Source organism: Tahibacter sp. (assembly GCF_035481375.1).
Lineage (GTDB): Bacteria > Pseudomonadota > Gammaproteobacteria > Xanthomonadales > Rhodanobacteraceae > Tahibacter.
The window spans coordinates 1-13,019 of sequence record NZ_DATIGT010000285.1 but is presented as its reverse complement, the minus strand read 5'-3'; the positions used below and the strand labels follow the sequence as shown (position 1 = coordinate 13,019).

The window sequence follows — 13,019 nt, the reverse complement described above, 5'->3', positions numbered from 1 at the left end:
CCGCGGCGCGCCGCGCGCGTCGAGCAGCAGCACGCTGCCGTCGCTCAGTCCTGCAGTCAATTCTTCGGCGTAGACGATCTGGTCGTTCGCATAGGCGAGTTCTACCGTGCCGCCGGCCTGCATCGGCGTTTCGGTCGTCAGCGGCAGATCGGCCGCGGCCCAGGCCGCGTAGCCGCCGTCGAGCACCGCCGCGCGCCGGTGTCCGACGAGCCGCAGCATCCACCAGAGCCGCGCCGCGGTCGAACCGGTCGCGTCGTCGTAGACGACGACCTGCTGGTCGGGTCGCCAGCCCCAGCGCCGCAGGGCTGCGGCGAACGCATCGACGTCGGGCAGCGGATGACGACCGAGACCAACCTTGGACAGATCCGACAGATCGCGGTCGAGATGCGCGTAATGCGCGTTCGGCAGATGCGCCGCGCGCCAGGCGTTCTCGCCCTTGCCCGTATCCGACAGCTCGAAGCGGCAGTCGACGATCAAAAGATCGGCCGAACCGCAGCACGTCGCAAGATCCTGCGGCGAGATCAGCGTCGTGAACATCATGCGAGAGTCTCCATCCGGCGCAGCAGATTGACGAGCATCGCAGCCGTGGCGCCCCAGATGCGACGGCCGTCGTAGTCGTATTCGTAGATTTCGCGGCGGCGGCCGCGCCAGTCGATCTCGCTGCGGCGCAGATTCGCGACGTCGAGCACGAAGGCCAGCGGCACTTCGAACACCTCGGCGACTTCGCGCGGATCGGGCGCGAGCACGTAGTCCGGCGACACTTCGGCGACGACCGGCGTGACGCCGAAGCCGCTGATCGTCTCGAAGCAGTCGAGGAATCCGAGCGGACGCACGAGGTCGCGCGCGATGCCGGTTTCCTCTTCGGTCTCGCGCAGCGCGGCAGCAATGGCGTCCGCGTCGTCGTCCTCGATGCGCCCGCCCGGAAACGCCACCTGCCCCGCATGCGTGCGCAGGCCTTCGTTGCGCCGCGTGAGCAGCATCGACAGACCGTCGTCGCGCCGCACGAGCGGCACGAGCACGGCGGCCGGCGTGCGCACGCTGTCCCCGAGCAGATCGGCGAGTTCCGCGTGATTCCAGCCCGGCAGCGACGGCGGATCGTCGAGGCCACGCAGCGAGGAAACGAGATTCGCGCCGACGCCGGCGCGCGGATTCATGTGCGCTGCCGCTCCCGGTCCGGCAGCACGTCGAACATCAGGTGACGGCGCTCCGCATCGCTGAGTCCGCGCCAGGCGGCAATTTCGGCGCCCGTGCGAAAACAGCCTTCGCAATAGCCGGCAGCATCGAGCGCGCAGACGCCGATACACGGAGTGAGGATCGCAACGGGAGGGTTAACTGAGAACATCGTCGTAGGAATGTGGCGATTACGTTGCTAGATTACAACAACCCTGAACTGCGGAACGGTTGAGCATGCTCGCACTTGCCACCCGGGTCGTCAGCGATTACGGCAAGGTGCTCGCACACGTTTCCCCTGGCGTGTACGGGCTGCCGCAGTCCCTGTTGCCCTATCCGAAGGAACGCATCCGCGCCGCGCTGCGCTTCCTGCTGCACGAGGTAGCCCCGGAGCATCCCGAGCTCCGCGAAGGCCTCGCCCGCGGCTATGTATACCTTGCACAATTTGTCGCCGACGACGACGCCGACGTCATCGCGCGCGGCGCGGCGGTCGCCAGCGGAATCGGCATCGGCAGCGACGACGCGGACGCCGAACCGGCCATGCGCCTGATCAACCGGATCAAGGCGGAGATGGAGATTGCGCTCGAGGAACTCGCCGGCGGCGACGCGGCACGGGCGTAGCTCGCTTGGTTTTGAGACAAGTGAAGAGTGAGAAGTAGTGAAAAAAGAATACGAGAGGAAGCCCACTCGTTTCCCGCTTCTCTTCACTCAAAAAAAAGCCGCGCTATGCGCGGCTTCTCTATTTACTGCTTCACATCGACCAGCTTGATTTCGAACACCAGCGCTTCGTTCGGTCCGATGCGCGGCGGCTGGCCGCGTTCGCCATAGGCGAGTTCCGGCGGCACGAACAGCTGCCAGTGGTCGCCGACGCGCATCAGCGGCAGCGCTTCCTGCCAGCCCTTGATGACGTCCTTGACCTTGAACTGCACCGGTTCGCCGCGGGCGAACGAGCTGTCGAATTCGAGGCCGGAACTCAGCGAGCCGCGATAGTGCACGGTGACGTCGCTGTTGAGATTCGCGCGCGCGCCGGTGCCTTCTTCGATGACCCGGTACTGCAGGCCCGACTGCGTCGAGACGACGTTCTTCTTGCTCTTGTTCTCGGCGAGGAACTTCTGGCTCTTGGCCTTGTTGTCCGCCGACATCTTGTCGAACTCGGCCTTGGCCTCGGTCATCATCTTCTGCTGCATCTTGCCGAGCACGTCGCGCATGACTTCCTGCGACACGGCGGGACTCTTCTTCGTGTAGCCGTCCTGCATCGCGCGGATGACGGTGTTCACGTCGATGTCCATCTTGCGCTCGACGAAATCCTGGCCGATCTGATAGCCGATGGAGTAGCTCAGCTTGCCTTTCTCACTCGAGGTGTCCTGCGCGACGGCAGCACCGGTCGCGAGCAGCAACGCTGCGGCGACAGACCAACGCAAATTCATGCTTACCTCCATTGAAGTACCGCCGAAATCGACCGGCCCGGGGATGGCGGCCGCAAAGAGCTGGCCATGATAGCGAAGGTGCAAGTCACCGGCTACCGGACCGCAGGGTCTCGTGTCGCGCGCCGTGCCGGCGCGATCAAGGCCGGCCGCAGACTGCCGCGCCGGAGCTGAACAGCACCCGCATGCCGCCTGCTACCATCCGGGCTTTTCGCACGGAGCCGCTCATGGACTACCAGAACCTGCTCGTCGCCGACCGCGGCGCGGTCCGCACGATCACGATCAACCGCCCTGACAAGCTCAATGCATTGAATCTGCGCACGCTGCAGGAACTCGACGCGGCCTTCCGGGCGGCGCGCGAGGACGCCGCCGTCCGCGTGATCGTTCTGGCCGGTTCGGGGGAAAAGGCTTTCGTTGCGGGTGCCGACATCGCCGAGCTCGCCACGCTGAGTCCGATCGACGCCCAGGCGTTCTCCCGCGCCGGGCAGATCCTGATGCGCGGCATCGAACGCACGAACAAACCGGTCATCGCCCGGATCCAGGGTTTCGCGCTTGGCGGCGGCATGGAACTCGCGATGAGCTGCCACCTGCGCATCGCGAGCGAGAAGGCGAAGCTCGGCCAGCCCGAGATCAATCTCGGCGTGATTCCTGGATTCGGCGGCACGCAGCGGCTGGCCCGGCTGGCCGGCCGCAGCGCCGCACTCGAACTCTGCCTGCTCGGCACGACGATCGACGCCGCGCGCGGCCAGGCGCTCGGCGTGCTCAACCGCGTCGTTCCCGCCGACCGCCTCGACGCGGAAGTCGATACCGTCGCCGACCAGCTGGCCGCCGCGGCGCCGGTCGCTCTGGCCGGCATCCTCGACGCCGTGACCGTCGGCGCCGATTGTCCGATGGACGCGGCGCTGGAATTCGAGACCCAGGCATTCGCGCTGTGCTGCTCGACCGCCGACATGCGCGAGGGCACGCAGGCCTTCCTGCAGAAGCGCAAGGCCGAATTTGCCGGCCGCTGAACTGTTGTGGCGACCGGAGCGGGCACCCGCTACGGTCGTCCGATATTTCACGAATGTGACAGCATTGCCGCGCCAAGCCGTTGATGCCGCAGGACTACGCCGGCCGCAGCCGGTTAACGGCCCTTCGTTGTCACAGAGCTGAAATAAAACTCCCACGCGACTGCAACAGACCGCGCGTACAAAGCGCGCCGATACCTGTAGCTCAGCCGCTTCCAAGGAGTTCACCGTGTTCAAGACTTTCACGACGCGCCTCGCGCTCGCCGGCCTCATCGCGGCGGGTTCGGTCTCGGCCCAGGCCGCCGACATCACCGGCGCCGGCGCCACCTTCGTCTATCCGGTCATGTCGAAGTGGTCGGCCGACTACAGCACGGCCACCGGCAACAAGATCAACTACCAGTCCATCGGTTCCGGCGGCGGCATCGCCCAGATCAAGGCCGGCACCGTCGATTTCGGCTCGTCCGACAAGCCGCTCGACAGCAAGGAACTCGCGGAAGCCGGCCTCGGCCAGTTTCCGTCGGTGATCGGCGGCGTCGTTCCGGTCGTCAACATCAAGGGCATCGAACCGGGCAAGATCCAGTTCACCGGCCCGCTGCTCGCCGACATCTTCCTCGGCAAGATCACCAAGTGGAACGATCCGCAGATCGTCGCCGTCAACGCCGGCGTTGCGCTGCCGGACGCGATGATCACCGTCGTGCACCGCTCCGACGGTTCGGGCACCACGTTCAACTGGGTCAACTATCTGTCGAAGGTCTCGCCGGAATGGAAGACCAAGATCGGCGAAGGCACCTCGGTGCAGTGGCCGGTCGGCGTCGGCGGCAAGGGCAATGAAGGCGTTGCCGCGTACGTCAAGCAGATCCCGGGCTCGATCGGCTACGTCGAACTCGCCTATTCGCTGCAGAACAAGATGACCTATGGCGCCGTGCAGAACGCCGCCGGCAAGTTCGTGCAGCCGAACCGCGAAAGCTTCCAGGCCGCCGCCGCGAGCGCCGACTGGAAGAACGCAAAGGACTTCTTCCTGATCATCACGAACGCCCCGGGCGACGCCTCGTGGCCGATCGCCGCGACGAACTTCATCCTGATGTACAAGCAACCCAAGGATGCCGCGCGCAGCAAGAACACGCTGGCCTTCTTCAAGTGGGCGCTCGAGAACGGCAAGCCGCAGGCCGAAGCGCTCGACTTCGTGCCGCTGCCCGAAGAACTCGTCAAGCAGATCGAAGCCTACTGGGCTGCCGAGATCAAGGCCTGATCGTTCCACGTCGTGCCCGCGGGGCGAAGCGCCGACGCGCTTCGCCCCGTCCGTGTTCTCCAGCCAGCCCGTGACTGACGCATGAGCACCGACCACGCTTTGCCCGCCGGCGCCCTCAGCGCGTCGCCGGATTCCATCGCGCAGCGCGCCGAAACCGACCGCCGCGCCGACCGCTTCTTCCGCTATCTCGTCACCGGCGCAGGCCTGTTCGTACTGGTCGCGCTCGCCGGGGCGGCCGTCTCCATGCTCTGGGGCGGCCGCCTTGCTTTTTCCACGTTTGGAATCGACTTCCTGACGACCACCGACTGGGACGCCGTCGGCAAGAAGTTCGGCGCGCTCGTGCCGATCTACGGCACGCTGGTCACCGCGTTGATCGCGATGCTGATCGCCGTTCCGGTCAGTTTCGGCATCGCGCTGTTCCTGACCGAGGTCGCGCCGCCGTGGCTGCGCACGCCGGTCGCCTCGGCGATCGAGCTGCTTGCCGGCATCCCGTCGATCATCTACGGCATGTGGGGTCTGTTCGTGTTCGTGCCCGTGATGTCGACGACGGTCATTCCGTTCCTGACCGAACATCTGGGGCCGCTGCCGTTCCTCGGCCCGCTGTTCCAGGGCCCGCCGCTCGGCATCGGCATGCTGACCGCCGGCATCGTGCTCGCGATCATGGTGATCCCGTTCATTTCCTCGGTCATGCGCGAAGTGTTCCTGACCGTGCCGTCGCGACTGAAGGAGTCGGCCTATGCGCTGGGCTCCACGACCTGGGAAGTGTCCTGGAACGTCGTGCTGCCGTATACGCGCTCTGCCGTGATCGGCGGCATCTTCCTCGGCCTCGGCCGCGCGCTCGGCGAAACCATGGCCGTGACCTTCGTGCTCGGCAATGCACATCACCTGACCGCATCACTGCTGATGCCCGGCAATTCGATCGCCGCGACGATCGCCAATGAATTCTCGGAAGCCGACAGCGAGATCTATCTGTCCTCGCTGATCGCGCTGGGCTTTCTGCTGTTCATCGTGACGTTCGTCGTGCTCGCGATCGCGAAGCTCATGCTGATGCGCCTTAACCGCAACGAGGGCAACCGATGAGCGCGATCGCGGAAAAACTCTATCGCCGGCGCCGCTTCAAGAACGGCCTCGCGCTCGTCCTCGCCGGCGCGGCGACGCTGTTCGGCCTGTTCTGGCTGGTCTGGATCCTCTGGACGACGCTCGTCAACGGCATCGGCGCGCTGAAGCCCGAACTGTTCTACGAAATGACGCCGCCGCCGGGTTCCGACGGCGGTCTTGCGAACGCGTTCTTCGGCTCTGTGCTCATGAGCCTGCTCGCGATCGCGATGGGCACGCCGGTCGGCATCCTCGCCGGCACGTTCCTCGCCGAGTACGCGCGCCGTTCGCTGATCGGCGAAGTCATCCGCTTCGTCAACGACATTCTTCTGTCGGCACCGTCCATCGTGCTCGGCCTGTTCGTCTACACGCTCGTGGTCAAGCAGATGGGTCATTTCTCCGGCCTCGCGGGATCGATCACGCTCGCGCTGATCGTGCTGCCCGTCGTCGTGCGCACGACCGACGAAATGCTCAAGCTCGTGCCGAGCCAGATGCGCGAAGCCGCGCTGAGTCTCGGTGTCCCGCAGTGGAAGGTCACGGTACAGGTGCTGTATCGCTCGGCGCTGCCGGGCATCGTCACCGGCGTGCTGCTCGCGCTGGCGCGCATCAGCGGCGAAACCGCACCGCTGCTGTTCACCGCGCTCAACAACCAGTTCTGGAGCGTCGACATGAGCGGCCCGATGGCCAGCGTGCCGGTCGTCGTCTTCCAGTACGCCATGAGCCCGTACGATTCCTGGCATTCGCTGGCCTGGGCCGGCGCATTCATGGTCACCGTGTTCGTGCTCTGCACCAGCCTCATCGCCCGCGCCATCATCGCCCGTCGGAAGGTAGCCAATGACTAATCTCAACCTGGCCGTCGCGGCCTCGCTCAACGTGGCGACGCCGTCGCAGCAGGCGGCGTCGGCGGCAAAGATCACCGCGCGCAACCTGAACTTCTATTACGACGGTTTCCACGCGCTGAAAAACATCGCGATGGACATTCCGGAAAAGCGCGTGACGGCGATCATCGGCCCGTCGGGCTGCGGCAAGTCGACGCTGCTGCGCATCTTCAACCGCATCTATTCGATCTATCCGAAGCTCGAGGCGCGCGGCGAAGTCATGCTCGACGGCGAGAACATTCTCGATCCGCGCTATCCGCTGAACCGCCTGCGCTCGAAGGTCGGCATGGTGTTCCAGAAGCCGGTGCCGTTCCCGATGTCGATCTACGACAACATCGCCTACGGCATCAAGCATTACGAAAAGCTGTCGCGCGCCGACATGGATGTGCGCGTCGAGCAGGCACTGCGTCAGGCGGCGATCTGGGACGAAGCGAAGGACAAGCTCAAAGGCAGCGCGCTCGGACTTTCCGGCGGCCAGCAGCAGCGCCTGTGCATCGCGCGTGCGATCGCGCTGCGTCCCGAAGTCATCCTGTTCGACGAGCCGACCTCGGCGCTCGACCCGATCGCGACCGGCAAGATCGAGCAGCTCGTCGAAGAGCTGAAGAAGGACTTCACGATCGCGATCGTGACCCACAACATGCAGCAGGCCGCACGCTGCTCGGACTTCACCGCGTTCATGTATCTCGGCGAACTCATCGAGTTCGGCGAGACCGAAACCATGTTCACGCGTCCGAGCAAGCAGCAGACCGAAGACTACATCACCGGCCGTTTCGGCTGATTCTCAGGCGACCGACACGATCATGAGCGAAACGACCGCCACACACGAACACATCATCAAGAGCTACGACGCGGAACTCACGCGCCTGCTCACCGAAATCACGCGCATGGGCCAGCTCGCCGGCGAACAGCTCGCGATGGCCGCCGCCGCAGTCGAGGACCGCAACAGCGATCTCGCCGCACGCGTCGTCGAAGGCGACAACGCGATCGACGCGCTGGAGCACGACGTGAGCCACGACGTGCTGCGCCTGCTCGCGCTGCGCCAGCCGATCGCGCGCGACCTGCGCGACGTGCTCGCCGCGCTGCGCATCGCCGCCGACATCGAGCGCATCGGCGACTACGCGGCCAACGTCGCCAAGCGCGCGATCGCGCTGAACCAGAATGCGCCGATGCGCCCGGCCGCGAGCCTGCCGCATCTGGCCCAGGTCGCCGGCGGCATGCTGCGCGACGTGCTCGACGCCTACCGCCGCAGCGACGCCGACGCCGCCGTCGAGGTCTGGAAGCGCGACGTGCAGCTCGACACGCTCTACACCGCGATGTTCCGCGAACTCCTGACCTACATGATGGAAGACCCGCGCAACATCACGCCGTGCACGCACCTGCTGTTCATGGCCAAGAACATCGAGCGCATCGGCGACCACGCGACGAACATCGCCGAGAACGTGTACTTCCTCGTGCATGCGAAGCCGCTCGTCGAGGAACGCCGCAAGGGCGACCACACGAGCACCGTCGTCGGCTAAGGGCCTAGCCTGACTCGACGCCGGGCTGCGCAACGCCGCCCGGCATCGGCACCACGCAGGGAACTGTCGCGACGGCCTCCGGCCGGGCGAAGGATCGCAACGACAGGCGTTCAACGTGAACCTGTTCGGCGTCGGCGGCCCCGGCCGCTGCGCGGCCAGCGGCACTACGATGCGCCTCGACGGGATCACGCGCAGCGCGATCCCGCTGGCCAACCTCAGCACCGACCGCTACCTGATCGACGGTCCGCTCGGATACGACGTGGAGGTCGAGCTGCTGCAGGCCGGCGCCGGCACGATCGAGGCCAGATTCCGCGGCCGCATGACTGCGAATGACGGTGCGGTCGTCACGGTGGAAGACGGCTATTTCTTCTATCGCGAATGACGATTTGAAGCATCGCTGCCGCGCCCGCGTTGCGCGGACCTCCGCGGACGAGTCCGCGCGCCACGCGGCACGATGCGACTTTCACCAGGCTTCCACAACGCGGCAAGCCCCGCGTGCGCTGTGTGATACTGCCGCGGATCCCACGAACGGAGGCGGGCCGTGCGCCGGAAACGCGTCATTGCGGTGCTGATTCTCGTCGCCGCGGCCGTCGGCGGCTGGTGGTATTCACGGCCCGAATACCGGCCGGTGCCGCCGCAGATCGCCTGTCTCGTCGGTCTGTACCGCCTCGACGACGGACGGTTCGTCGATCTCTCGCCGCAGACCAACGCCGCCGCGCTGCGCTGGCGGCTCGTCGACGGCCGCAGCGGCCGTCTCGGCCGCAACGACGACGGCAGCTGGACCGGCTACCGCGGCTGGAGCGATGCGCGCGATACCACCGCGATCGAACCGGGCACCTGCGATGCGCCGGCGTTGCGCTTTGACGGACAGCGCGGACAGCGCGTCGAGTTCACCGCGCAGGACACGCGCTTTCGCGGCGACGGCGAGGAATTCGCCGGCCGGCTCGTGATGCCGGCCGGTGACGCTCCCGTGCCGATCGCCGTGCTGGTGCACGGCTCCGAGCGCTGGTCGGCACTGACCTATTCCTATTGGCCACGCCTGCTCGCGGCGCACGGCGTCGGCGTCTTCGTCTACGACAAGCGCGGCACCGGGCGCAGCACGGGCCGCTATTCGCAGGATTTCAGCCTGCTCGCGAACGACGCCGTCGCCGCGCTGCGCGAGGCGCGCCGCGTCGCCGGCCCGCGCGCGGCCCGCATCGGCTTCTTCGGCGGCAGCCAGGCCGGCTGGATCGCGCCGCTCGCGGCGACGCGCAGCGATGCCGCGTTCGTCGCGATCGGCTACGGCCTCGCCGACAGCCCGCTGGCCGAGGACCGCGACCAGGTCATGCTGGATCTCAAGCGGCGCGGCCACGGCCCCGAAGTCCTCGCCAAGGCGCGCGAGGTGACCGACGCGACCGCCGCCGTCATGGCCTCGGGCTTCCGCGACGGCTACGACGCGCTCGCCGCGGTCAAGGACAAATACGGCCGCGAGCCCTGGTGGAAGGACATGCGCGGCGAGTTCACCGGCGAACTCGCAAACCGCCCGCCGCTGCTGCTGCGCTGGTTCGGTCCGCTCTACGACGAAGGCACGACCTGGCGCCACGATCCGATGCCCGTGCTGCACGCGCTGAAGGTGCCGCTGCTCTGGGTGCTCGCCGGCGCCGACCGCGAGGCGCCGCCGGAAGAAACGCGCGCCCGGCTGCGCGCGGTCGCGCAGGCCGGCGGCCCGGTCACGCTCGTCGAATTTCCGGATACCGACCACGGCATGCTCGAATTCGTCGAGTCCGCCGACGGCGCGCGGGAGCGCACGCGGATCACCGAGGGCTATCACGCGCTCGTCGTCGACTGGATCCGCGACGGCCGCGCCGCGGGCGCCTACGGCCGGGCGCAGTTCCTCGCCCGCGCCGAATAGCGCGCCGCCGCGGCCCCGTTTTGCGTGTTTGCTTGCGCCGGATCCCCGAAACACGGTTCGCGCAAAAGGCGGCTTTGTAAATTTGCCGGGCGGGCCGCCCGTCCCGGCGCGACGCCGATCGGCGCGAATGCCCAGTCCGTCAGGGGATTCTGTTCAGCTACTGGACGGGCGCGTGCGCCCGCCCTATCGTCGCGGTTTTGTCCGTCCCCTGCCGGAGTTAGCGCCAATGCGCCTGCCCTTGATCCTGGTTCCTGCCCTGCTGCTGGCCACCGCCTGCCAGCCGGTCAAGAAGGAATCGTCCGCTGAACGCCTCGTCTATCCCGTTACCAAGAAAGTCGGCCAGGTCGACACCTATCACGGCCAGGAAATCGCCGATCCCTATCGCTGGCTCGAAGACATCGATTCGCCGGACACGACTGCCTGGATCAAGGCGCAGAACGATGTGACGACGGCCTATCTCGGACGCATTCCGGGCCGCGACCGCATCGCCGCGCGCGCCACGGAAATTTGGAATTTCAACCGCTGGGGCGTGCCCTCGCGCGAAGGCAAGCAATGGTTCTGGTTCAAGAACGACGGCCTGCAGAACCAGTCCGTGCTCTATGTCGCCGACAAGCCCGAGGGCGAAGGCCGCGTGCTGCTCGATCCGAACAGCCTGTCGACCGACGGCACGATCGCGCTCAAGGACACCGCCTTCAGCGCCGACGGCAAGTTCATGGCCTACGGCCTGTCGAGCGGCGGTTCGGACTGGGAAGAATGGCGCGTGCTCGACGTCGCCAAGGGCCAGCCGACCGAAGACGTGCTGAAGTGGGTCAAGTTCTCGGAAGTGGACTGGAGTCGCGACGGCAAGGGGTTCTGGTACAGCCGCTACGACGAGCCGCAGGGCGAGAACGCGCTGAAGGCGAAGAACGAATTCCAGAAACTCTTTTTCCACAAGCTCGGCACGCCGCAGATCGATGACGAACTCGTCTACGAGCGCAAGGACCAGCCCGACTACAGCTTCGGCGCCGACGCCACCGAGGACGGCCGCTATCTGATCGTGTCGGTCGGCCAGGGCACCGAGCGCAAGAATCTCGTACTGATCCGCGATCTCAAGGCCAAGGGCAAGAACGCGGCGCTGAAGGAACTCATCGGCGAGTGGAAGGCCGAGTATGAATACGTCGGCAACGTCGGCTCGAAGTTCTATTTCCGCACCGACGACGACGCACCGCGCGGCCGCATCATCGCGATCGACGTGACCAGGCCCGCGCGCAAGAACTGGAAGACCGTCGTCGACCAGACCGACGACGCGCTGCAGTCGGCCGACCTCGTCGGCGGCCAGCTCGTGCTGAACTACCTGCATGATGCGAGCTCGCGCCTGCGCCGCTACGGCCTCGACGGCAAGTCCAAGGGCGACGTGGATCTGCCGGGCCTCGGCACGGTAGCGACCTTCGAAGGCCGCCCGGGCGACAAGCAGGCGTTCTACAGCTTCGCGAGCTACACCACGCCGACATCGATCTATCGCTACGACGTGGCCAAGGGCAAGAGCACCCTGCTGCGCGCGCCGACCATGGCGTTCGATCCTTCGATCTACGAAACGCGCCAGGTGTTCTACACGAGCAAGGACGGCACGCGCGTGCCGATGTTCATCACGGGCAAGAAGGACCTCGCGCTCGACGGCAGCAATCCGACCATCCTCTACGGCTACGGCGGCTTCCGCATTCCGCAGGTGCCGGCGTTCTCGGCCAGCATCGCGACCTGGCTCGACCAGGGCGGCGTGTTCGCGGTCGCGAACCTGCGCGGCGGCGGCGAGTACGGCCGCGAGTGGCACGAGGCCGGCATCAAGCTCAAGAAGCAGAACGTCTTCGACGACTTCATCGCCGCGGCGGAATACCTGATTGCGGAAAAATACACGTCGCCGCAGCGTCTCGCGATCCGCGGCGGTTCCAACGGCGGTCTGCTCGTCGCCGCGGCGGAACTGCAGCGTCCCGACCTGTTCGCCGCCGCCGTGCCGGCGGTCGGCGTGCTCGACATGCTGCGCTTCCGCGAATTCACGATCGGCAAGGCCTGGGAATCGGACTACGGCTCGGTGCTCGACGCCGACGAGTTCGCCGCGCTGCGCGCCTATTCGCCGCTGCACAACGTGAAGCCCGGCGTTGCCTACCCGGCCACGCTGATCACGACCGGCGACCACGACGACCGCGTGTTTCCGGCGCACAGCTTCAAGTTCGCCGCCGCCATGCAGTCCGCAAACCCGAAGGGCAAGCCGCAACTGATCCGCATCGATGTGCGCGCCGGCCACGGCCAGGGCAAGCCCACCGCCAAGCAGATCGCCGAAACCGCCGACGTCTACGCGTTCATCCTCAACGCGTTCGGTCTGGCCAAGCCGTAATACCGCAGGCGGGCAACCGGGACCCGTCTCCCCGGTTGCCCAGCGTCGGCCCGCAAAACGCTCAATCCCGGCCGATACTCGCATCGCGGCGAATTGCGCCGCCCACCCGGCCGGTTCGCGATGCGCCTCGTCCTCTGTTCCTTGCCCTGCTCGCCGCCGGCGCCTGTCGTGGCTGCCGGCGGAAGACTGGACGCCGGTGATCACGGCGTTCGCAGCACGAGCCGGCCTGCTGGAGCTGCTGCAGGCCGGCGCGGCGCGCGAAGGTCGCACGTCGACGGCGTGCCGCCTCGGGCGCGCGTTGCGCAAGAACGATGCGCCCTGGGCAGCGGTTGATACGCGCACCGGCGTGCGACCGCGCAACAGCAGCCGTCTCGGCAAGCCGCGCGCACGTCGGTTGCGGCGAGCCGCAGGCGAGCCGCG

13 protein-coding genes and 1 pseudogene are annotated in these 13,019 nt (G+C 66.7%); 11 read left to right on the top strand and 3 right to left on the bottom strand.

Annotation, left to right across the window (positions count from 1 at the left end; genetic code table 11):
- On the bottom strand, window positions 1-540 hold a 540-nt coding region (locus VLF18_RS18800), incomplete at its 3' end, for a sulfurtransferase (protein ID WP_325281161.1).
- A pseudogene (locus tag VLF18_RS18795) lies at window positions 537-1,342 on the bottom strand (CoA pyrophosphatase). The pseudogene VLF18_RS18795 and the gene VLF18_RS18800, both read right to left, overlap by 4 nt.
- Before the next feature lie 65 nt (window positions 1,343-1,407).
- Between VLF18_RS18795 and VLF18_RS18790 the strand changes: the two are divergent.
- Window positions 1,408-1,791, top strand: a complete 384-nt coding sequence (locus tag VLF18_RS18790; RefSeq protein ID WP_325281160.1) for a hypothetical protein — start codon at window positions 1,408-1,410, stop codon at window positions 1,789-1,791.
- A gap of 122 nt (window positions 1,792-1,913) precedes the next feature.
- On the opposite strand, the gene VLF18_RS18785 is transcribed toward VLF18_RS18790, so the two are convergent.
- The gene (locus VLF18_RS18785) at window positions 1,914-2,597 is read right to left on the bottom strand and encodes an FKBP-type peptidyl-prolyl cis-trans isomerase (RefSeq protein ID WP_325281159.1); all 684 of its coding nucleotides are present in this window, start codon (window positions 2,595-2,597) and stop codon (window positions 1,914-1,916) included.
- A gap of 224 nt (window positions 2,598-2,821) precedes the next feature.
- Here VLF18_RS18785 and VLF18_RS18780 point away from each other — a divergent pair, with 224 nt between their 5' ends.
- The 10 genes from VLF18_RS18780 to VLF18_RS18735 form a co-directional block, all read left to right on the top strand.
- On the top strand, window positions 2,822-3,604 hold the full coding sequence (locus VLF18_RS18780; RefSeq protein WP_325281158.1) for an enoyl-CoA hydratase/isomerase family protein: 783 nt from the start codon (window positions 2,822-2,824) through the stop codon (window positions 3,602-3,604).
- A 226-nt stretch (window positions 3,605-3,830) separates the two neighbouring features.
- The gene (gene pstS / locus VLF18_RS18775; protein WP_325281157.1) at window positions 3,831-4,850 is read left to right on the top strand and encodes a phosphate ABC transporter substrate-binding protein PstS; all 1,020 of its coding nucleotides are present in this window, start codon (window positions 3,831-3,833) and stop codon (window positions 4,848-4,850) included.
- 99 nt (window positions 4,851-4,949) lie between these two features.
- Window positions 4,950-5,930, top strand: coding sequence for a phosphate ABC transporter permease subunit PstC (pstC, locus tag VLF18_RS18770; protein WP_414717246.1), 981 nt, complete (start codon window positions 4,950-4,952; stop codon window positions 5,928-5,930).
- Window positions 5,927-6,787 (top strand): phosphate ABC transporter permease PstA, encoded by an 861-nt coding sequence (pstA, locus tag VLF18_RS18765; RefSeq protein ID WP_325281155.1) that lies wholly within the window; start codon window positions 5,927-5,929, stop codon window positions 6,785-6,787. The genes pstC and pstA overlap by 4 nt, the downstream gene beginning before the upstream one ends.
- Window positions 6,780-7,601 (top strand): phosphate ABC transporter ATP-binding protein PstB, encoded by an 822-nt coding sequence (gene pstB, locus VLF18_RS18760; protein WP_325281154.1) that lies wholly within the window; start codon window positions 6,780-6,782, stop codon window positions 7,599-7,601. Before pstA ends, pstB begins: the two co-directional genes overlap by 8 nt.
- Before the next feature lie 22 nt (window positions 7,602-7,623).
- Window positions 7,624-8,340, top strand: coding sequence for a phosphate signaling complex protein PhoU (gene phoU / locus VLF18_RS18755; RefSeq protein ID WP_325281153.1), 717 nt, complete (start codon window positions 7,624-7,626; stop codon window positions 8,338-8,340).
- Between the two features lie 115 nt (window positions 8,341-8,455).
- On the top strand, window positions 8,456-8,722 hold the full coding sequence (locus VLF18_RS18750; RefSeq protein WP_325281152.1) for a hypothetical protein: 267 nt from the start codon (window positions 8,456-8,458) through the stop codon (window positions 8,720-8,722).
- A gap of 159 nt (window positions 8,723-8,881) precedes the next feature.
- Window positions 8,882-10,231: an alpha/beta hydrolase family protein gene (locus tag VLF18_RS18745; RefSeq protein ID WP_325281151.1), complete on the top strand. Its 1,350-nt coding sequence runs from the start codon at window positions 8,882-8,884 to the stop codon at window positions 10,229-10,231.
- Between the two features lie 226 nt (window positions 10,232-10,457).
- Window positions 10,458-12,599, top strand: a complete 2,142-nt coding sequence (locus VLF18_RS18740; RefSeq protein ID WP_325281150.1) for a prolyl oligopeptidase family serine peptidase — start codon at window positions 10,458-10,460, stop codon at window positions 12,597-12,599.
- A 196-nt stretch (window positions 12,600-12,795) separates the two neighbouring features.
- On the top strand, window positions 12,796-13,019 hold a 224-nt coding region (locus tag VLF18_RS18735), incomplete at its 3' end, for a hypothetical protein (RefSeq protein WP_325281149.1).

What these genes read in the sequence shown, in the direction of transcription:
- VLF18_RS18785 (WP_325281159.1), bottom strand. Translation starts at nt 2,597, where the DNA reads ATGAATTTGCGTTGGTCTGTCGCCGCAGCGTTGCTGCTCGCGACCGGT.
- VLF18_RS18740 (WP_325281150.1), top strand. Translation starts at nt 10,458, where the DNA reads ATGCGCCTGCCCTTGATCCTGGTTCCTGCCCTGCTGCTGGCCACCGCC.
- phoU (WP_325281153.1), top strand. Translation starts at nt 7,624, where the DNA reads ATGAGCGAAACGACCGCCACACACGAACACATCATCAAGAGCTACGAC.
- pstA (WP_325281155.1), top strand. Translation starts at nt 5,927, where the DNA reads ATGAGCGCGATCGCGGAAAAACTCTATCGCCGGCGCCGCTTCAAGAAC.
- pstB (WP_325281154.1), top strand. Translation starts at nt 6,780, where the DNA reads ATGACTAATCTCAACCTGGCCGTCGCGGCCTCGCTCAACGTGGCGACG.
- VLF18_RS18790 (WP_325281160.1), top strand. Translation starts at nt 1,408, where the DNA reads ATGCTCGCACTTGCCACCCGGGTCGTCAGCGATTACGGCAAGGTGCTC.
- VLF18_RS18780 (WP_325281158.1), top strand. Translation starts at nt 2,822, where the DNA reads ATGGACTACCAGAACCTGCTCGTCGCCGACCGCGGCGCGGTCCGCACG.